This window comes from Allobosea sp. LjRoot9 (assembly GCF_964252745.1).
GTDB lineage: Bacteria > Pseudomonadota > Alphaproteobacteria > Rhizobiales > Beijerinckiaceae > Allobosea.
This window is the reverse complement of record NZ_CAXUPC020000002.1, coordinates 1,182,365-1,201,412: the sequence shown is the minus strand read 5'-3', so window position 1 is coordinate 1,201,412 and position 19,048 is coordinate 1,182,365. Positions and strand designations below refer to the sequence as shown.

At 66.7% G+C, this 19,048-nt stretch carries 15 protein-coding genes; 8 read left to right on the top strand and 7 right to left on the bottom strand.

What is annotated here, in order from left to right; all coding sequences use genetic code 11:
* Position 1: 1 nt before the first annotated feature.
* The 4 genes from ACSQ3P_RS14220 to ACSQ3P_RS14205 all read right to left on the bottom strand — a co-directional run bounded on the left by ACSQ3P_RS14220 (position 2) and on the right by ACSQ3P_RS14205 (position 5,700).
* Entirely contained in the window at positions 2-745 is a 744-nt protein-coding gene (locus ACSQ3P_RS14220) for an SDR family NAD(P)-dependent oxidoreductase (protein ID WP_436166155.1), read from the bottom strand.
* Entirely contained in the window at positions 742-2,730 is a 1,989-nt protein-coding gene (locus ACSQ3P_RS14215) for a hydantoinase B/oxoprolinase family protein (RefSeq protein ID WP_436166154.1), read from the bottom strand. The genes ACSQ3P_RS14220 and ACSQ3P_RS14215 overlap by 4 nt, the downstream gene beginning before the upstream one ends.
* Positions 2,727-4,805, bottom strand: a complete 2,079-nt coding sequence (locus tag ACSQ3P_RS14210) for a hydantoinase/oxoprolinase family protein (protein ID WP_436166153.1) — start codon at positions 4,803-4,805, stop codon at positions 2,727-2,729. Before ACSQ3P_RS14210 ends, ACSQ3P_RS14215 begins: the two co-directional genes overlap by 4 nt.
* Positions 4,806-4,938: 133 nt before the next feature.
* The gene (locus tag ACSQ3P_RS14205; protein WP_436166152.1) at positions 4,939-5,700 is read right to left on the bottom strand and encodes an SDR family NAD(P)-dependent oxidoreductase; all 762 of its coding nucleotides are present in this window, start codon (positions 5,698-5,700) and stop codon (positions 4,939-4,941) included.
* 132 nt (positions 5,701-5,832) lie between these two features.
* Between ACSQ3P_RS14205 and ACSQ3P_RS14200 the strand changes: the two genes are divergently transcribed.
* Positions 5,833-6,609 (top strand): IclR family transcriptional regulator, encoded by a 777-nt coding sequence (locus ACSQ3P_RS14200; protein WP_436166151.1) that lies wholly within the window; start codon positions 5,833-5,835, stop codon positions 6,607-6,609.
* Between the two features lie 110 nt (positions 6,610-6,719).
* Here the strand turns inward: ACSQ3P_RS14200 and ACSQ3P_RS14195 are convergent, their stop codons facing one another.
* Positions 6,720-8,312, bottom strand: coding sequence for an ABC transporter substrate-binding protein (locus ACSQ3P_RS14195; RefSeq protein WP_436166150.1), 1,593 nt, complete (start codon positions 8,310-8,312; stop codon positions 6,720-6,722).
* Between the two features lie 259 nt (positions 8,313-8,571).
* On the opposite strand from ACSQ3P_RS14195, the gene ACSQ3P_RS14190 reads away from it, so the two are divergent.
* Both ACSQ3P_RS14190 and ACSQ3P_RS14185 read left to right on the top strand, forming a co-directional pair.
* A complete protein-coding gene (locus tag ACSQ3P_RS14190) occupies positions 8,572-10,065 on the top strand; it encodes an amidohydrolase family protein (RefSeq protein WP_436166149.1) in 1,494 nt (497 codons plus the stop codon).
* A gap of 6 nt (positions 10,066-10,071) precedes the next feature.
* Positions 10,072-11,007 (top strand): CobW family GTP-binding protein, encoded by a 936-nt coding sequence (locus ACSQ3P_RS14185; RefSeq protein WP_436166148.1) that lies wholly within the window; start codon positions 10,072-10,074, stop codon positions 11,005-11,007.
* Between the two features lie 56 nt (positions 11,008-11,063).
* On the opposite strand, the gene ACSQ3P_RS14180 is transcribed toward ACSQ3P_RS14185, so the two are convergent.
* On the bottom strand, positions 11,064-11,984 hold the full coding sequence (locus ACSQ3P_RS14180) for a LysR family transcriptional regulator (RefSeq protein ID WP_436166147.1): 921 nt from the start codon (positions 11,982-11,984) through the stop codon (positions 11,064-11,066).
* 150 nt (positions 11,985-12,134) lie between these two features.
* Between ACSQ3P_RS14180 and ACSQ3P_RS14175 the strand changes: the two genes are divergently transcribed.
* The 4 genes from ACSQ3P_RS14175 to ACSQ3P_RS14160 all read left to right on the top strand — a co-directional run bounded on the left by ACSQ3P_RS14175 (position 12,135) and on the right by ACSQ3P_RS14160 (position 16,384).
* On the top strand, positions 12,135-13,721 hold the full coding sequence (locus ACSQ3P_RS14175) for an ABC transporter substrate-binding protein (protein ID WP_436166146.1): 1,587 nt from the start codon (positions 12,135-12,137) through the stop codon (positions 13,719-13,721).
* A gap of 20 nt (positions 13,722-13,741) precedes the next feature.
* Positions 13,742-14,692: an ABC transporter permease gene (locus ACSQ3P_RS14170; protein WP_436166145.1), complete on the top strand. Its 951-nt coding sequence runs from the start codon at positions 13,742-13,744 to the stop codon at positions 14,690-14,692.
* Positions 14,692-15,546 (top strand): ABC transporter permease, encoded by an 855-nt coding sequence (locus ACSQ3P_RS14165; RefSeq protein WP_436166144.1) that lies wholly within the window; start codon positions 14,692-14,694, stop codon positions 15,544-15,546. The genes ACSQ3P_RS14170 and ACSQ3P_RS14165 overlap by 1 nt, the downstream gene beginning before the upstream one ends.
* 103 nt (positions 15,547-15,649) lie before the next feature.
* Positions 15,650-16,384 (top strand): GDSL-type esterase/lipase family protein, encoded by a 735-nt coding sequence (locus ACSQ3P_RS14160; RefSeq protein WP_436166143.1) that lies wholly within the window; start codon positions 15,650-15,652, stop codon positions 16,382-16,384.
* A 36-nt stretch (positions 16,385-16,420) separates the two neighbouring features.
* Here the strand turns inward: ACSQ3P_RS14160 and ACSQ3P_RS14155 are convergent, their stop codons facing one another.
* Positions 16,421-18,010: a winged helix-turn-helix domain-containing tetratricopeptide repeat protein gene (locus ACSQ3P_RS14155; RefSeq protein WP_436166142.1), complete on the bottom strand. Its 1,590-nt coding sequence runs from the start codon at positions 18,008-18,010 to the stop codon at positions 16,421-16,423.
* Between the two features lie 236 nt (positions 18,011-18,246).
* On the opposite strand from ACSQ3P_RS14155, the gene ACSQ3P_RS14150 reads away from it, so the two are divergent.
* The gene (locus tag ACSQ3P_RS14150) at positions 18,247-19,011 is read left to right on the top strand and encodes an SDR family oxidoreductase (RefSeq protein WP_436166141.1); all 765 of its coding nucleotides are present in this window, start codon (positions 18,247-18,249) and stop codon (positions 19,009-19,011) included.
* The last annotated feature ends 37 nt before the right edge of the window (positions 19,012-19,048 follow it).

Here is a 19,048-nt window from a genome sequence, read left to right as displayed (position 1 = left end):
GTCAGGGGCTTCCCGTGACCGAAAGCACCTGACCGGTGATGAAGTCGGCGTAGTCGGACGCCAGGAACATCACGGCATGCGCGATATCCTGCGGCGTCCCCGCCCGCCGGCGCGCCGTGTTCTCGATCATGCCGGCCTGGCGCTCGGGCGAATAGGAATTCCACTGGCGCTCGTAATCGGGGCTGGTGCGCTGGAAGCCCGGCGCCACCGCATTGACCGTGATGCCGAAGGGGCCGAGCTCCTGGCCGAGCTGGCGCGCAAGCCCGATCTCACCGGCCTTGGCCGAGGCATAGGCCTGGATGCCGGTGAGCGAGGTACGCAGGCCCGCGCCGCTGGCAATGAGCACGATCCGGCCCTTGCCGCGTGACTTCATGCCGGGCGCGACCGCCTGCGCGGCGAGAAAGGCCCCGGTCAGGTTGACGTCCAGAATGGCGCGCCAATCCGCCTCATCGACCTCTTCGAGCGGCTTGGCGCTCTGGCCGAGCACGCCGCCCGCGACATAGACCAGCACATCGACCGGCCGGCCGGCGATCGTCTCGCTCTCTGCGACCCAGGCCTGAACCTGGCTCTTGTCGCGCAGGTCGAGCGCGGTCTTGTGCGCCTCGAGCCCGGCCATCTCGTCGGCCAATCGGTCGCCGACGAAGACGTTGGCTCCGCGCGTGGCAAAACTCTCGACGATGCCGCGCCCGATGCCCCGGGCGGCGCCGGCGATCAGCACGCTCTGGCCCGCGAACGTGATGTTCATGCCGCTGCTCCGATCGTCGGGGGCGCCATCTGCGGATACAACACCAGAAGGCTCGCATAGGCGCGCTCGATCGCAGCGACGGGATCGCTTGCGGCGGCAGCGTCGACGCTCACGGCCGCGAAGATCTGGTGCTTCATGAAGAAGCGCCATTCGACGGGAAGGGCAAAGAGCCTCTCCGAGAGATGGTCCCAGGCGGCATCGGACCAGATCGTCTCGAAGGCGAGGCGCGCCGGATCGAACGTCAGGCCGTTCGGCGCCGGGTTTGGCCGGGCGCGCAAGGCGAGCGTCTTCTCCTGGTCGAGGATGCCCGTTTCGATCACCACGCCATAGGCCAAGGCGCCGGCTTCGCTGACCTTGCCTTGAGCGACATCGTCGCGCACCTCGGCGAGGGGGCGTGTGTACGGATCGCCCCAGCCGCCGGCGCCCGAGGCCGAGATCATCAGCACGTCACCGGGCGCGCAGCGCACCACATCGGTGTTGCCGAGCGCTTCCTCGCCTGCGGTCCCGGGGTTGCGCAGGAAGCCGCAGGTCGCGCCGGGCTGGCCGCCCTCCAGGCCCCAGCAGGAAAAACGCACGCGGTCGCGGTTGCGTGCCGTGACCACCGAGTTCGGCGAGAACAGCTGGAACGTCATCTGGGCGGCCAGCCCGCCGCGATGGCGCCCGGCGCCGCCGCTATCGGGCACCAGGCCGTAGCCGAGCACCTTGATCGGCACCTCGGCTTCGGTGATCTCGATCGGCGTGTTCTTGAGGAAGGAGTTGGAGCCGTCCTGTCCGTCCTCGCGCGCCGAGCCGCCGCCGCCGCCCGTGATCGGATTGATCGAGGCCATGGCGAGGCGCCCGGTTCGGCTGTCGGTGGTGCGCACATTGAGGATGCCGCCGCCGCCGGCGGGGCCTGCCGGCAGCCGGTCCGGCATGGCCTGGGAGAAGGCGCCCACGACCATGCCCTGGATCCGGGTGCAGGTCAGGCTGCGCATGCCGGTCGCCGCCGGATAGACCGGATTGACCACCGATCCTTCGGGCAGGATGCAGCGCACTGGCCGCAGCAGCCCGGCATTGAGCGCCACCGTCGTGTCGAGCGAGTAGACGACATAGTTGTAGCCGACCAGGGGCAGGATATGCCTCGGCAGCCCGCCGGTCGGCATGTTGAGCGCCGATTGCAATTGCGGGTCGCTGCCGCTGAAATCGAACACCGCCTCGTCGCCGCGCACCTGTACTGAGAGCTTCAATCGGCACGGCACGCCGCCGGGGCTGTCCTCGTCGATATAGTCGGTGAAGACGTAGTCGCCGTCCTTCATCTCCGCGAACAGGCGCCGGGCCTGCCGGTCGGCCAGGTCGAGCACGCCATACATCGCGTCGCAGACCGTCTCAGCGCCGAAGCGGGCAACCGCGTCCATGATCTTGCGCTCGCCCGTCTTGAGCGAGGCGATCTGGGCCTTGAGGTCGCCCCAGTTCTGATCCGGCATGCGCACATTGCGCAGCATGATCTGCAGCACCGCGTCGTTCATTCGGCCGGCATCGACGAGCTTCATCGGCGGAATCCGGATGCCCTCCTGATGGACCTCCGTCAGCGCCCGCGACAGCGAGGCCGGCACCGCGCCACCCATATCGGTGTTGTGGATATGGCCGACGGCGAAACAGATCAGTCGCTCGCCCGCGAAGATCGGCATCCACAGATGCATGTCGGGCGCATGCGTGCAGACGAAGCCGGAATAGGGATCGTTGGTGACGCAGATATCGCCGGGGCGGTAATCCGCGATCGCTTCGATGGCGCCGGCATAGTCGAGCCCGATGAACCAGGTCGCGCCGAGATCCTTCGGGCTGGCGAAGGTCTGCCCGCATGGCGTGGTCAGCCCGCTGGTGAAATCCTCGGTCTCCTTGACGAAGGCGGAATGGGCCGTGCGCAGCAGCGTATAGGCCATGCTCTCGGCCGCGGCCTCGAAATGGCTCTTCAGGATCTGGAGCGTGACCGGGTCGAGCGTGCTCATGTCATGCTGCTCCGTCCCGTATTGCTCCGTCCCATGCCGCTCCGTCGCAGGATGAGGTTGGCGTAGGCGTCGACCTCGCCGGTGAAGCCGGGAGGCACCCATGTTGTGGTGTCGTCCTGGATCACGACGGCCGGCCCATCGAAGCGGCTGCCGGGCGGCAGTTCGTGACGTTCGAACAGGCCGGCCGCAATATCCGCACCGCGATGCGTGACGGTCAGCCTTCGGCTGGCGACGACATGGGTCTTCGTCATCTCGCGCGCCGGCAAGGCCGGCTTGGGCGTGCGGCCGGCGATGACGACGCGCAGCGCGACGATCTGCACCGCCGCCTTGTCGTCGGCATGGCCATAGATCTCGGCATGCTTGGCGTGGAAGGCGGCAGCGATCGCAGCCTGGTCGCCTGCGCTGATCCAGGCCGCCTCCAGAGGCGTTTCGATCTCGTAGGACTGGCCACGATAGCGCATGTCGCCGGAGATGGTGAGGGCAGCCTCGCCGGAGTGGCCCTGGCTGCCGTGGAGCCAGTCCCGCGCCTCCGCGGCGAGCCCTTCGAACGCATTGGCCAGCGCGCCCATCGCCTCGGCTGTCGCGTCCAGGAAGACCACGCGCACGAAATCGGAGCGCAGATCGGCGAGCAGGCCGCCGAGCGCGGCGAGCACGCCGGGCGTCTCGGGGATGATCACCGCCTCCATCCCGATCGCCTCGGCGACGAGGCAACCCAGCATCGGCCCGGCGCCGCCGAAAGCGAGCAGCGCATAGCCGCTCGGCTCCTCGCCGACCTGCGAGAACAGGCGGCTGATCTCGCGATACATGTTGGCGACAGTGAGATCGACGATCGCCTCGGCGGTTGCCGCGACATCGCGTGAAAGCCCCGCCGCCAGTGGCGCGAGGACCGCAAGCGCCCGCTCCCGGTCGACATTGACGGCGCCATAGCCGAGGCCGCCAGCGCCAAGGACGCCCATGGCGGCGAATGCGTCGGTGATCGTCGCACGCTCGCCGCCGCGTCCATAGCAGGCCGGGCCGGGTGTCGATCCGGCGCTTTCCGGCCCGACGCGCAGCACGCCGAGCGTATCGACGCTGGCGACGGAGCCGCCCCCGGCCCCGATCGACGAGACCGAGACGGTCGGGAGATAGATCGGATAGCGCCCGACGAGCTCGCCGGAGCGGAAATCCGGCATGCCGTCGCGGAGCAGCGCGACGTCGGCGCTGGTGCCGCCGATGTCGAGGCTCATCACCCGGCTGAAACCGGAGCGCTGCGCCACGAAGCCGGCGCCGATCACGCCCGCCGCCGTGCCCGAGAGCAGCATCTCGATGCTGCGGTCCTTGCCGGCGGCGGCGGTCATGACGCCGCCATTCGACTTGGTGATCATCGGGGCAGGCGCAACGCCGCGCTCGGTGAGCGCCGCCTCGAGCCGGCCGATGTAATGCGACACGCGCGGCTGCACCGAGCCGTGAATGCAGGCCGTGATGGTGCGCTCATATTCGCGCACGATCGGCCAGACATCGGCCGAGCAGAACACCGGCAGTGCCGGGTTGAGCTCAGCGATGCGGGCCTTGACCAGCCGTTCATGCGCCGGATTGGTGTAGCTGTGCAGGAAGGCGAGAACGATGCCTTCCGCGCCCGCCTTTTCGGCGTGCCGCAGCGCGTCAGCGATGGCCGCATCGCTGGGCACGCGTTCGGCCTGGCCGGCCGCGTTCATCCGCTCGCCGAGCTCGATCACGCGGTCGCGCGGCACCAGCGGCGGCGGCCTCCGCGAGAACAGGTCGTAAGGGTCGGGGATCTTCAGGCGCGCCAGTTCCAGCACGTCGCGAAAACCTTCGGTCACGAACAGGCAGAGTTTCGCGCCGGTGCCCTGGATGATGCTGTTCACGCCCACGGTCGAGCCATGGGTGAAATAGGAGATGGCGCCGGGTGAAATCGCGAAGCGGCGCTCGATCTCGTCGAGCCCCTGCAGCACCTCGGCTCCCGGCGCGTCCGGCCGCGACAGCACCTTGAGCGTGCGGAGCGCAGAGCTGTCCTCGTCGAACACGCAGAAATCGGTGAAGGTGCCGCCGATATCGACGCCGACGCGATAGCCCATGATTCAGCTCCGCCCGTTCGGCATCACAGGGATGCCTGGCGTGCCGGCGTGAGCAGCATCGGCCGTGTTGCGTCGGACATCCCCGGGCCAGATCCGGGGCTCGCTTCGGATGGAGAAGGTCATTGGCGGGCGCTCACCATTGATACTGGAAGCCGTCGATGGTGATCGCCTGGCCCGTGATGAAGCAGGGTTTTGAGGCGGCCAGGAACAGCACGAGCTGCGCGACATCCTCCGGGGTGCCGAGGCGATGCAGCGCGATGCCATTTGCGGCGATGGCGGCGCCGCGCTCGCGCGTCAGCACATTGCCCAGTTCGGTCTCGATCACGCCCGGGCAGATCGCATTGACGAGGATCGTCGGCCCCAGCTCCTTGGCCAGGGCCTTGGTCATGCCGATGATGCCGGCCTTCGCCGAGGCATAGGCGAAGCGGCTGACGGCTGCGGTGACACCGCCGGAATGCGCGTTGAGCGACGACATCGAGACGATGCGGCCGCCGCCCTGCGCCAGCATGGCCGGGGCGACCGCGCGGACATAGTTGAAGCAGCTCTTCAGATTGATCGCGATGGTGCGGTCGAACTCGTCTTCCGTGATCTCGAGGATGCCCTTGGCCATCGAGCGGCCGGCATTGTTCAGCAGCACGTCGATGCGGCCGAATTCCGCGACGATCTCCGTGGCGATGCGCTGTGCATCCGCGAAAGAGGAGACATCCGCCTCGAAGGTCAGGACCTCTCGGCCAAGCCCGCGGATTTCGCCGGCGGTTCGGTCAAGCTCCGGTCGCAGCAGATCGACGAGCGCGATGTCGAAGCCGGCTCCGGCGAGCGCCTTGGCGCAAGCCCGGCCGATGCCGCGCGCGCCACCGGTCACGATCGCCACTGATCTTTCGCTCGCTGCCGTCATGCGCTGAATTCACTCCGCTTGCAGGTGTTGCCGCTTGCAAGTGTTGCCGCGTGAACGTGTTGAATTCATCAGGATTGAAGGGGAGCGTATCGTCGGCTAATTTGTTCGACAAGCAGGATCGGGTTCACATATATGAATACTGAAGTGAAGTCGGCGGCCCGGATCCTCGATCTCTTGGAGTATCTCGCGGGCTGCGCTGAGCCGGTGAAACTCAAGGAGATCGTCGCCGCGCTGGGCTTCCCCAAAAGCAGCGCCCATGCGCTCGCCCAGACCCTGGTGTCCCGCGGCTACGCCATCCAGGATTCCACCGAACGCTATGTGCTGGTTCACGCCAGCCGCCATCGCTCCGCGACCCGCGCCCATGAGGCAAGGCTGCTCTCCGCCGCGCATCCGATCATGGAGCGGTTGCGCGACATGTCCGGCGAGACCGTCGTCCTGGCCGTGCGCACCACCCGGGGTGAATCGAAGCGGCTGGCGAAATGCGTGAGCCGCCAGGCCATCCGTTTCGATGTCGATCTCGATGGCCAGAGCGATTCCTACTGCACCGCGACCGGCAGGTTGCTGCTGGCGCATTGGGAGGCCGGCCTCGCCAATGCCTATCTGGCGCGCGTTCCCCTGATCGCGCGAACGCCGAAGACCGTGACCGATCCCGAGGCGATCCGCGCTCTCTTCGTGAGGATACGCGCGGAGGGCGTTTCCGTCTGCGACGAAGAGCATGTCACCGGCTCGACAGGCCTCGCCGCGCCGATCCACGGCCGGGACGGCAGCGTCGTGGCGGCGCTCAATCTGGGCGTGGTGACGATGCGCTACCACGCCCGCAGCCACGAGCTCGTCATGATGCTGAAGCAGGCCTGCCGGCAGATCAGCGAGCGGCTCGGCTATCGGCAAGAGGCAGACAGCGTCGCCTGAACGGAAGCAGCTGCTTCGCGTTGCAGAGGCGTCCATTCCGGAGACCGCGGACACGAAATCCCGGCTCCGGAACGGAGATCTGGCAAGAGGTTCTGCTCAGCCCTTGCTGCTCAGCTCTTGCTGACGTCCCAGAACAGCGGAAACGGTGCCTGCGCCACGCCCGAGAGCGCATTGCGCCAGGCGGAATGGCCGAGGAAGAAGCCGGTCGGCACGAAGGTGACATCGTCCATGCCGGCGCGATTGACCGCCTCGATCGCCGTCTTCTCGGCGGCGAGGTCGGGCGCATCGTACCAGGCCGCGATGTTCCGCTCGACCTCGTCATTACTCGGCCAGCCGAACCAGGCCTTGTCGCCGCTGGCGCTGACGCCCTTGTAAGGGGCGGGGTTGATGCAATCGACGCCGGAATGCCAGCTGAAGAAGATGTTCCAGCCGCCCTCGGTGACCGCTTTCTTGCTGGTGCGGCGCGAGCCGACCGTGCCCCAGTCCAGCGACTGGTAGTCGACATTGACGCCGATGCGGCCGAGCATGTCGGCGGTGACGTCGCCCTGGGCCTTGGTGATCGGCACATCGGCCGCGACCAGCATCACCACCTTCTCGCCGTTATAGCCGCCCTGCTTCAGCAGCTCCTTCGCCTTGTCGTATTGGCGCGGACCCTTCAGGCGCTCGGCGCCGGCCTCGGTATAGAGCGGCGTGCCGGGCGTGAAGAAGCTCGGCATCTCCTTCCACAGCGCGGTGTCCTCGCCGGCGATGGCCTGCATATAGTCGGCCTGGCTGACGGCCCATTGCAGTGCCTGGCGGCAGAGCTTGTTGTTGAAGGGCGGCAGCAGGTGGTTGATGCGCATGGCGCCGACATTGCCCAGCGGATCGGCAATGCCGACCTTGATGGCGCGGTTCTTGGCCAGCAGCGGAACGAGATCTGCGATCGGGTTCTCCCACCAGTCGATCTCGCCGTTCTGGAGCGCGCTCGCGGCCGTGCCGGGGTCGGGCATGGTCATCCATTCCACGCGGTCGAGCTTCATGATCTTGCCGCCGGCGAGCCAATCGCTCTTCTCCTGCCGCGGTTGATAGCCGGCAAAGCGCTGGAAGACGGCGCGTGAACCCGAGACCCATTCGTCGCGCTTGAAGGCCATCGGGCCGGAGCCGACATATTCCTTGATCTGGGTAAAGGGGTCGGTCCTGGCGATCCGTTCCGGCATGATCACCAGCAGCGGGGTGTTGCTCTTGCCAAGCGCGTAAAGCAGCTTCGGGAACGGCGCTTTCAGGCGGAAGCGGAAGCTGCGGTCATCGACCGCCTCCAGTGCATCGAGCCGGGACTGGATCATCTGTCCCATGCCGTCGCGCGGCATCCAGCGGTTGATGCTGGCGATGACGTCCCTGGTCAGCACCGGCTCGCCATCGTGGAACTTCAAGCCGTCGCGCAGCTTCAGCGTCCAGGTCTTGCCGTCGGCCGAGACCTCATGGCCCTCGCACATCTGCGGCTTCGGGGTGAGGTCGGCGCCGATGCCGTAGAGCATGTCGAAGACCAAGAGGCTCGCATTGCGCACCACAAGCTGCGTGCCGGCGACGGCGTCGAGATTGGGCAGGTCGGCCTGGGGCACGAAGCGAAGCACCTTGGCGTCCTGCGCTCGGACGATGCTGGGAGCCGCGAGGCGGCTGCCGGCCAGGGCGGCGCCTGCGCCCAGAAGGAAGTGACGGCGTTTCATGCTGATCTGTGCTCCTGATTCCTGCGGCATGTGCCCAAAGCGGCTGAACTGTTGGCCATGAGGCCAGCCTCGTCAGCGTGAGCGCTGCTGCGTCACGCTGCGAAAGCAAATCCGCGGCCATGTCATGCGTCGCCAGCCGATTGCGGTCGCCGGAGAATCTGCCTCTACTGCCGGCCCTGTTCGCCCGTGGCCGGTCGAATGCGTCGCCTGAGGGCGACACCGGCCCGAGGCGCAGGGTTTTGGCATGCGGAGCGGCGAAATGAGCGGTTTGGTGATCCGGGGCGGCCGGGTGGTGGATCCTGAAAGCGGGATCGATGCGGTGGCCGAGATAGCGCTGCTCGACGGCAAGATCGCCGCTGTTGGAACCGGGCTCGGCGAGGCCGAACGGGTCATCGACGCGACGGGGCTGGTCGTCGCGCCCGGCTTCATCGACCTGCACGCGCATGGCCAGTCCATCCCTGCCGACCGCATGCAGGCCTTCGACGGCGTCACCACGACGCTGGATCTGGAAGCCGGCGTGATGCCGGTCGCCTCCTGGTATCGGCGCCAGGCCGAGCAGGGGCGGATCCTGAACTATGGCGCCTCCACCAACTGGGCCTTCGCCCGGATCGGCGCCATGGTCGGCATCAACGAGGAATCGTCGCTGGAGGCGTTCGGCCGCGCCATGCGCGACCCGCGCTGGATGGACAATATCGCCAGCGACGGCGAGCAGGCCGGGATCATCGCGCGCATCGCGCAGGGCCTGGACGAGGGCGGCATCGGCATCGGCATTCTGAATGCCTATGCGCCGGGCGCCGGCGTGCAGGAATTGACGGCGGTCTGCCAGCTCGCGGCGGCGCAGGGCGTGCCGACATTCACCCACATCGCCTATATGTCGCGCATCGACCCGAAAAGTGCCGTCGAGGCCTATATCCGCCTGATCGGCTATGCCGGCGCGACCGGCGCGCACATGCATATCTGCCATTTCAACAGCTCCAGCAAAACCGATGTGGAACGCTGCGCCGAGCTGGTGATGAAGGCGCAGGCACAGGGCCTGCCGATCACGGTCGAGGCCTATCCCTATGGCACCGGCTCCACCGTGCTGGCGGCCGCCTTCTTCAGCGATCCCGAATTCGAGACGCGCAACGGCACCGGCTATGATTCCGTGCAGCGCGTCGCCGATGGGCGCCGCTTCCGCGACCGCCAGGAGCTCCTGGCGGCGCAGGCCGAGGAGCCCTCCACGCTGGTGCTCTGGCACATCCTCGACACCGAGAACAACGAACAGCACCGCCGCATGCTCGATCTCTCCGTGCTCTATCCCGGCGGCGCGATCGCCTCCGACGCCATGCCCTGGAGCCTGCCGGATGCCACGACCTATACCGGCGATACCTGGCCTCTGCCCGAGGACGCGACCTCGCATCCGCGCTCGGCTGGCACCTTCACCCGCTTCCTGCGCCACTGGGTGCGCGAGCGCCAGGCGGTTTCGCTGCTGGACGGCATCGCGAAATGCACGCTGATCCCGGCGGAGATCCTGGCGGCGAGCACGCCTGCCATGCGCGACAAGGGGCGGCTGCGGCGCGGCGCCGATGCCGATATCGTCGTCTTCGATTTCGAGACGCTGACCGACCGGGCCGAATTCACGGCAATGAACCGCCCGGCCGAGGGCGTGAAGCATCTTCTGGTCAATGGGCAGGCCGTGATCAGTGACGGCGTCATGGAGGTGGCGGCGCGCCCCGGCCAGCCCGTGCGCCGGCCCGTCGCCTCGGGCGCCTGAACCGGCATGCCCGTCCCGATCCTGCTCGTGGCCGGCTTTCTGGGGGCCGGCAAGACGACGGTGGTGAACCACATCCTGGCCCATGCCGAGGGGCGGCGCATCGCCGCCGTGGTCAATGATTTCGGCGCCATCAATATCGACGCCGAGCTCATCGCCGGGGCCAGCGACGGGGTCGTCAGCCTGGCCAATGGCTGCATCTGCTGCTCGCTGGAGGGCGACCTGCTGCGCACGTTGGCGATGATCCTGCGGCGCAAGCCCAGGCCGGACGCTATCCTGATCGAAACGAGCGGCGTCGCCGACCCCGAGGACATCGTCCGCAATCTCCTGGATCCCGTGACCTTCCAGGAGGCGCCGCTCGAGACGGTGCTGTGCGTGGTGGATGCGACGATGTCTCCCGCAGGGCTGGACGATCCCCTGCTGCGCGCGCAGCTTCGCGCCGCCACTATGGTGGCGCTGAGCAAGGTCGACCTCGTCGATGCAGCGCAGCGGCAGCGGATTGCCGATGCCGTCGCGGCGATCCGCCCGGGCGTGCTCCAGATCGAGGCCCCGCACGGCCAGGTACCGCTGGAGCTGGTTTTCCCTGATAGTCCGGACCGGCCGCCCGTACCGCGCGCTCCCGGCAGCCGCCGTCCAAGCTTCGAGCGGTTCGAAAGCCTGAGCTGGACCTCCGACCAGCCGGTCTCGCTGCCGCGCCTGCAACAGGCGATCGCTCGGCTTGCCCCGAAGCTCGCCCGCGCCAAGGGGCTGTTCGAGACGGTGGAGCAACCGGGCCGGCAGTTCCTGTTTCAGCTCGCCGGCGGTCGGGCGACCCTGGTTCCGGCAGGTGCGCCGGCACCGGGTCTGCCGCGCGCGCGGATCGTGTTCATCGCCGAGCTGTCTGCCTTGTCTGCTGCCGAAATCGCCACGGTGATGGAGGGATGCGTCGCGGCAGGGGCGGAATGAGACGAGCCATTCCGCGCCTTGCCGGCGGAAGATCGACCCTGCCTGCCGTCCATGGGTCAGGCAGGCCGGAACTCGCCGTCGACATGGCCCTGCGCGATGGCTTGCCGCAGCTCGCTCCGGATCGTGTCGGCGAGGCCGCGAACGGTCGGGTTGCTGCGTTTGATCTTGGACACTGCGAGGTGGAAATAGAGGGTCAGATCGGGGTCCGTCACCTGCCGGATGGCGAGGCGATCCAGGCCGCCGCCATGCAGAAGGCTCAGCGGCACGATCGCGGCTCCATGCCCCTCTTCGATCATCGGCCGCACGGCGACGAAATCATCGACCTCCGCATAGATCTTGAGGGCGATATCGTGCTCGCGCGCGCAGGTTTCGACGATCCGCCCCAGCGCGTTCTCGCGGCTGTGCATGAACAAGGGCGCCGCAGTCGCCTCTGCGAAGCTGATCGTCGGCGCGGCCTCGCCTCCGGCGCGCGCGACATGGAACAGCCGCGCGCTCATCAGGGTCTCGACGAGGGAACCGGATGCGGCGCGCTCGGAGTTGAAAACCCCGATGTCGATCTCGTCGCGCGCCAGCCATTCGGCGATCTGCAAGCTGGACCCGCCGCGCGCATGGAGCTCCACACCGGGAAAGCGCTGCGTGAACGCCGAGATGACCCGTGACGCAAGCGGAATGCTGATCGTGCCCGTCCAGCCCAGGCGGATCGATCCGGCGGTTCCGTTCCGGCGCCCGATCAGCGCCTGCTTCGCCGCGTCCAGCCCCGCGACATGCGAGGCGATCGCGGCCCGAAAGGTTGCGCCATCCCGGGTCAGGCTGACGCCGCGTCCGTCGCGGACAAAGAGGCGTGTCGAAAGCTCTTCCTCGAGCAGCTTCAGGTCCCGGCTGAGCGCGGGCTGTGCCACGCCGAGATGGGCTGCGGCGCGCAGCAGATTGCCGGTCTCCGCGATCAGCAGGAAATTCTTGAGCTGCCGCAGTTTCACGCCCGCCTCGACCGGTTGGATATAACAGTTTTTTATATCTGAATCGCAGGCGCGGGACTAGGTGCAGGGATGGCGCTTCGCTAGGTTCGCTGGCCAACGACAAGCCCGGCGCAGATCGGGTCGACGTTACGGAAACGCTGGGAGGAAACCATGTTGAGAGCCGCTGTCATCGCAGCAGGGCTGGCCGGGTCGCTCGTGCTCGCAGCAGGGGCACGCGCCCCCGCGCAGGCCGAAACGGTCCTGCGCATCAAGAACACGGGCGACATCAAGCAGCTCGATGCGCTCTTCACCTCGTCCTATCCGACCCGGGACATGGCCTATCTCATCTACGACACGCTGTTTTCGCTGGACGGGAACTACCAGGTCCAGCCGCAGATGGTCGATGGCTACACGCGCTCGCAGGATGGCCGGACCTATCTGTTCAAGCTGCGCGACGGGCTGAAGTTCCACGACGGCAAGCCCGTCACGAGCGCGGACTGCATCGCCTCGATCGAGCGCTGGATGAAAAAGGACAGCCTCGGCGCCGAGCTCGAAAAGCGGCTCGAGGCGATCAAGGCGGTCGATCCCGCGACATTCGAGGTGCGGCTGAAGGAACCCTTCGCGCGGATTCTCGACGGCTTTGCCCGGATGACGGCCTATCCGCTGTTCATCATGCCGGAGCGGTTGGCGAAGACGCCGGCAACCACCGAGCTCAAGGAGTTCGTCGGTTCGGGACCCTTCAAGCTGATGCCGGAGGACTGGATTCCCGGCGTGAAATTCGTCCTCGCGAAGAACCCGGACTACAAGCCGCGCAGCGAAGCGCCGAGCGGGCTGGCCGGCGGCAAGATCGCCGGTGTCGACCGCATCGAACGCATCCAGTTCAGCGACGATCTGAGCGCGGTCAACGCGCTCTTGGCGGGCGAGATCGACTATGTCGCCGAATTGCCCCCTGAGATGCTGCCGGTGCTGGAGAAGGACAAGTCGATCAAGGTCGAGAAGGCGCCTGTCCTCGGCAAGAACCTCCAGGTGGTGATCAACCACACGCAGCCGCCGATGGACAACATCAAGATCAGGCAGGCGCTGCAATATGCGATCAGCCAGTCGGATTCCATGCAGGCCCTCTTCGGCAACCGCAAAGATCTCTATCAGCTCTGTCCCGCGCTGTTCATGTGCGGCAGCCCTTATGAGACCGCTATCGGCAGCGAGCGGTTCATGAAGCAGGACTTCGAGAAGGCCAAGGCCCTGCTGAAGGAGGCGGGCTATGACGGGACGCCGATCGTCTATCTCCATCCCATGGATCTGAAGGCTCAGCGCGATGTCGGCACGGTCATGGTGAGTTCCATGCGCAAGGCCGGTTTCGTGGTCGAGGACGTGCAGATGGACACGGCGACGATGTTCACCCGCCGCGCCAGCAAGGCCTCCCCGAAGCAGGGCGGCTGGAACGTGTTCATCACGGGCTTCGCCGGTGATGCCCTGATGGACCCGCTGACGAACCCCTATGTCACCGGCGCCTGCGAGAAGGCGTTCATCGGCTGGCCTTGCGACAAGCCGCTGCAGGATCTCTGGCAGGCCTTCCTGAAGGCGGGCGACGATGCCGCGCGCAAGACCGCCGCGGTCGAGATGCAGGCCAGGGCAAACGAGATCGTCACCTATATCCCGCTCGGCCAGTACAACGATCTCTCGGCATGGCGCAAAACCGTCTCCGGCTTCGTTCCGGGAGCGACGCTGACCTATTGGAACGCGCGCAAATCCGACTGAGCCGCGCGCAGGACCCTTTCATGGCCCGTTACCTCTTCTCGCGGCTTCTGGCGACGGTGCCCGTCATGCTGACGGTGCTGGCGATCGTCTTCCTGCTCCTGCATATCGGGCCCGGCGATCCGGCGGCGGCGATGGCGGGCGACAATGCCAGCCCCGAGCAGATCATGCAGATCCGCCAGCGCCTGCATCTCGACCAGCCCTTGCCGATCCAGTTCCTGATCTACCTGCGCCAGCTCGCGCAGTTCGACCTCGGCGTCTCCGTCTATTCGGGACGGCAGATTTCGACGATGATCCTGCAGCGGGCGGAGCCGACATTGATGCTGGCTCTGACGACGAGCCTGCTCTCGGTCCTGGTCGCGGTTCCCGCCGGCGTCTTCGCGGCGCGACGGCTTGGCCGGGCGACTGATTATCTCGTCATGGGTCTGTCGGTCGCGGGCTTCTCGGTTCCGGTCTTCGTCGTCGGCTATGCCTTGATCCAGCTCTTCGCGATCGAGCTCGGCTGGCTGCCGGTGCAGGGTTACCGGCCCCTGGCGAGCGGCGCATGGAACACCCTGCGCAGCCTGACGCTGCCCACGGTAGCGCTGACCTTCCTGTTTGCGGCGCTGGTCGCCCGCATCACCCGGGCGACGATGCTCAATGTCCTGTCGGAGGACTATATCCGCACGGCACGGGCCAAGGGCGTGCCCGACGGGCGTATCCTCACCGTGCACGCCCTGAAGAATATCGGCGTCCCCGTGGTGACGGTGGTCGGCACCTCCTTCGCGGCCCTTCTCGGCGGCGTGGTCGTGACCGAGTCCGTCTTCAACATTCCTGGCATCGGGCGCCTGACGGTCGATGCCATTCTCGCGCGCGACTATCCGGTCGTGCAGGGCGTGATGCTGGCGTTCGCTTTCGTCCTCGTCCTCGTCAACGTCCTGGTCGATCTCAGCTATGCGCTGTTCGATCCGCGCATCCGGCAGGGAGAACGGTGATGAGCGCGACGACGATGGTCGCCCGGCGCCGCCCCTTGAGCGCATCGACGCTTGCGCTCGGCTTCAACCTCGCCGTGGTCGGGATCGTGCTGGCTTGCGCGCTCCTGGCGCCGCCCATCCTCGGTTACAGCAGCGATCTCAACATGGCCGAGGCGCTGCAGCCGCCAGGCGCCATTCACTGGTTCGGCACGGATAATCTCGGTCGCGACATTTTCGTGCGCACCTTGTCCGGCGCGCGCACCTCGCTCCTCGTCGGGCTCGGTGTCTCCGCTCTGACGCTTGCCGCAGGCGGCGCGATCGGATTGCTGGCGGGTTATGTCCGCACGGTCGATACCGTGATCATGCGCATCATGGACGGCTTCATGGCGATCCCCGGCGTGCTGCTGGCCATCGCGCTCGCCTCCCTGCTCGGCAGCGGTCTCGTCACCGTGATGATCGCGATCAGCGTGCCCGAGATTCCCCGCACCGCCCGGCTGATGCGCAGCGTCGTGCTCAGCCTGCGCGAGATGCCCTATGTCGACGCGGCGGTCTCGATCGGTTCCAGCACGCCGAGGGTCCTGTTCCGGCACATCCTGCCCAATGCGACGGAAGCGCTGGTGGTGCAGGCGACCTTCATCTGCGCCTCGGCCATTCTCGCCGAGGCGGTTCTCAGCTTTCTCGGCGTCGGCATTTCGCCGGATCTTCCGAGCTGGGGCAATGTCATGGCCGGTGGGCGCCAGTTCTTCCGTGTCGCGCCCTGGATCATTGCCTTTCCCGGGCTTTTCCTGTCGCTGCTCGTGCTGGCGGTCAACCTGCTCGGCGATGTGCTGCGCGAGCGCATCGACCCCCGCCTCTCCGCGCGGAGGGCGTCATGACGAAGGCGGTGCTGTCACCACAAGCCCTCCGCGGCCTCATGGTGATCCTGCTCACCGCTGGACCACGCCTTTCGCCTGACATCCTTGCCCGCGAGGCTCATCCGTGAACGGACAATCCGAGATCTTCCAGACAGCGCTGCCGGCTTCCGAGGGGGAATGGACGACCAGCCGCTATGACGACGACGTCTTCGCGATACGCGGGCAGGTGCTGCGCCGGCGCTTTGCGAGCAGGCCCGCGGTCTTCTTCGGTTCCTCTTCGTTTCGTTATTGGCACCGCATGGCCGAGGACCTCGATTGTCTCGATCTGGCCAATCTCGGCTTCGGCGGCGGCACGGTCGAAAGTGGCCTGCGCTATTTCGACAGCTTGCTCGGCCTCGTCGAGCCCGCGAGCATCGTCCTTTATTTCGGCGAGAACGACATCGCCAATGACGGCCTCGATGCAAACTCCGCCTTCGCGGGAGCCCAAAGGCTGACACGGCGCATTCGCGAGGTTTTCGGGGCTGTTCCAATCTACCATCTCTCGATCAAGCACAGCCCCGCCCGCTGGATCTATGCCGACGAATTCAGGGCGTTCAATGCGATGCGAGCCGAGAGCTGCGCGAAGGGCAGCGATGGCGTCTTCATCGACGTGTCGAGCTGTCTGCTCGGACGGCATGGGCGGCCGATCGGGCGCTTCTATGACGCTGACGGCATCCATCTGAATGCAGCAGGCTATGCGCAATGGGCCGAGGTGATCGCGGCAGTGCCCGGCCTGCTTCCGGCCACGGCCGCTGGAACGCCTGGAGCATTTTCGAGCGAAGCGGGTACCGGTTCGCGTGAAGACAAGGCGATAAAATAAGGAGCTGCATTCAGATGAACACGGCAATGGTCTGCGTCACTCGAGCAGTCCAGCGAGCCGCAATCCGTCCGCGAAGCGCGCCAGGTCGTCCGGGCGATGGATCGGAAGCCAGTCCCTGAGTTTGGCGATGCGCATGGATGGATCGAGCGCATGCAGGCGTTCCATGGCCCGCCTCGCTTCGTCGGGGCGCCCGGCGAGCGCGTGACTGGCTGCCATCAATGCGGCGGCGACGAGGAGGCTGGGGAGATTCCCGGCGGCTTTCTCGGCCCAGGCCACGGCGGAATCGAAGTGTCCCGCGAAGAAATGCGCCAGCGCCATTCCAAGCTGCACCCTGAACATTTCGGGATCCAGCGGGCTCAGGCGGGCGGCGTGCGCGAAATGCTCGAGAGCTGAAGCCGGTTCGCCGTTGAGGGCGCGCAGGAAGCCGCCGAGGAACCAGGCGGGGGCGAGGTTCGGATTGAGGAGCACCGCCCTGTCGATGAGCGCGATACCGCCATCGAGATCACCAGTGAAATGGCCGAGCGCATGTCCGGCCCGCGTCAGGGCGACCGCATCGTCCCGGCCGAGCTCGACCGCCAGCCGCGCCAGCCGTATGCCCTCAGTGATTTCCCGGGGATGATCGACCATCCAGCCATTCACCTTGCGCCACACATAGCACCAGGCCGCCATGCCATAGGCCGAGGCGAAGTCCGGATCGAGCTCGATGGCCTTGTAGAAGAGCGGCAGCGCCGCCTCGATGGCGTCGCTGGTGCCGGAATGCAGCTTCGCCGTGCCACGCAGGTAATAATCGTAGGCGTCGAGGCTCTCCGTCGGCTTGCGCTTGGCGCGTTCGATTTCCGCTCGTTCAAGCTGCGGTGCGATCGCGCCGACGACGCTTTCGGCGATCCGGTCCTGCAATTCGAAAATGTCATCGAGCAAGCCCTCGAAACGCTCCGCCCAGAGATGCGTCCCGGTGGTGGCATCGATGAGCTGCCCGGTGATGCGCACCTTGTTCCCGGATTTGCGGACGCTGCCTTCCAGGACGTAGCGCACGCCGAGCTCCCGGCCGATCTCCTTCACATCCACGGCCTGGCCCTTGAAGGCGAAGCTTGAATTGCGCGCGATGACGAACAGCCAGCGGATGCGGGACAGGGCGGCGATGATATCCTCCACCACGCCGTCGGCGAAATACTCCTGTTCGGGATCGCCGCTCAGGTTCTGGAACGGCAGGACGGTGATGGAGGGCTTGTCCGCCGAGAGCGGCACTGAGCGCAGTTCCGTCGACTGGCTCGCGGCCCGTTCGAGGACGCCTGATCCGATCGGCTGTCGCGCGTCCCCGGCCTGCTCGACTTCGCCGACGAAGCGGAAACCCTTGCGGGCGATCGTCCGGACCAGGCGCTGCTCGTCGCCATTGTCGCCGATGGCCTTCCTGACGGCGTTGATGTGACTGGTGATCGTGGATTCGGAGACGATCCGGCCGCCCCACACCGCCTGCAGCAGCTCGTCCTTGCTGACGACCCGGTCGCGGTTCCCAATCAGATGCAGCAGCAGGTCGAAGACCTGCGGCCCGATGGTCACGACCTGTGCGCGCAGGGTCAGCTCCCGGCGCTCGGGATCGAGCACATAATCTCCAAACGCGAATTGCACGTCGGTCGTCCCTTGCCGAATGCCGTCGTTTCGCTGACCGAGGCGGTTGGTCGGGAATAGTCCGAGACTGACAGCGCCCTGGTTCGTCCTTCTGCCGCAAGGCGCCGTCTTGGACAAGAAAGCAAGCTTCCTTGGAGGGCAATTCAAGCCCGCCGCAAGGACTTCCCGCAAGCGGCCGGGCACTCTCAGATCATGTCGACGGCAATGGTTGCGGTCGAGAGAAACGGAGAAAGCCCATGAAGATCGTCGTCATCGGTGGCACCGGCCTCATTGGATCGAAGCTCGTGCAGACTCTCGGTGCGCGCGGCCATCAGGTGTTCGCGGCTGCGCCAAGCACTGGCGTGAACACCATCACCCGCGAGGGTCTGGCAGAAGCGCTCGATGGCGCCGACGTCGTCGTCGACGTGGCGAACGCGCCGGTCTGGGAAGACAAGGCCGTCCTCGACTTCTTCGAGACCTCGGGCCGCAACCTGCTCGCCGCGGAAGCGGCTGCCGGCGTACGCCACCATGTCGCCCTCTCGATCGTCGGCAGCGAACGGCTTCCCGACAACGGCTATTTCCGGGCGAAGGTCGCCCAGGAGAACCTGATCAAGGCGTCGGGCATCCCCTACACCATCCTGCGTGCCACGCAGTTCTTCGAGTTCGTCGGCGCCATCGCCCAGTCGGCCACCGTCGGCGAGGAGCTTCGCCTGTCTCCGGCCCTGATCCAGCCGATGGCGTCGAGCGACGTCGCGGCGGCGCTCGTCGATGTCGCGCTCGCCCCGCCAGTCAATGGCACGGTCGAGGTCGCCGGTCCCGAAGCCATGCCGCTTGACGAGCTGGTCCGGCGCTTCCTGCGAGCGACGCAGGATCCGCGCAAGGTCGTTCCGGATATCCACGCGCGCTATTACGGCGCCGTCCTCTCCGATCGCTCGCTCACGCCGGGCGCGAATCCGCGCATGGGCGTGATCCGCTTCGAGGACTGGCTCGCCCAGTCGAAGGCGCAGCAGGCCAGAAGCTGACCAGCAAGGAGAGCTCGCCCGGCGACGGGCTCTCCGT

Bases quoted from the DNA above. Each gene is read 5' to 3' on its own strand.
- ACSQ3P_RS14220 (WP_436166155.1), bottom strand. From the start codon at position 745: ATGAACATCACGTTCGCGGGCCAGAGCGTGCTGATCGCCGGCGCCGCC.
- ACSQ3P_RS14215 (WP_436166154.1), bottom strand. From the start codon at position 2,730: ATGAGCACGCTCGACCCGGTCACGCTCCAGATCCTGAAGAGCCATTTC.
- ACSQ3P_RS14210 (WP_436166153.1), bottom strand. From the start codon at position 4,805: ATGGGCTATCGCGTCGGCGTCGATATCGGCGGCACCTTCACCGATTTC.
- ACSQ3P_RS14205 (WP_436166152.1), bottom strand. From the start codon at position 5,700: ATGACGGCAGCGAGCGAAAGATCAGTGGCGATCGTGACCGGTGGCGCG.
- ACSQ3P_RS14200 (WP_436166151.1), top strand. From the start codon at position 5,833: ATGAATACTGAAGTGAAGTCGGCGGCCCGGATCCTCGATCTCTTGGAG.
- ACSQ3P_RS14195 (WP_436166150.1), bottom strand. From the start codon at position 8,312: ATGAAACGCCGTCACTTCCTTCTGGGCGCAGGCGCCGCCCTGGCCGGC.
- ACSQ3P_RS14190 (WP_436166149.1), top strand. From the start codon at position 8,572: ATGAGCGGTTTGGTGATCCGGGGCGGCCGGGTGGTGGATCCTGAAAGC.
- ACSQ3P_RS14185 (WP_436166148.1), top strand. From the start codon at position 10,072: ATGCCCGTCCCGATCCTGCTCGTGGCCGGCTTTCTGGGGGCCGGCAAG.
- ACSQ3P_RS14175 (WP_436166146.1), top strand. From the start codon at position 12,135: ATGTTGAGAGCCGCTGTCATCGCAGCAGGGCTGGCCGGGTCGCTCGTG.
- ACSQ3P_RS14170 (WP_436166145.1), top strand. From the start codon at position 13,742: ATGGCCCGTTACCTCTTCTCGCGGCTTCTGGCGACGGTGCCCGTCATG.
- ACSQ3P_RS14165 (WP_436166144.1), top strand. From the start codon at position 14,692: ATGAGCGCGACGACGATGGTCGCCCGGCGCCGCCCCTTGAGCGCATCG.
- ACSQ3P_RS14150 (WP_436166141.1), top strand. From the start codon at position 18,247: ATGAAGATCGTCGTCATCGGTGGCACCGGCCTCATTGGATCGAAGCTC.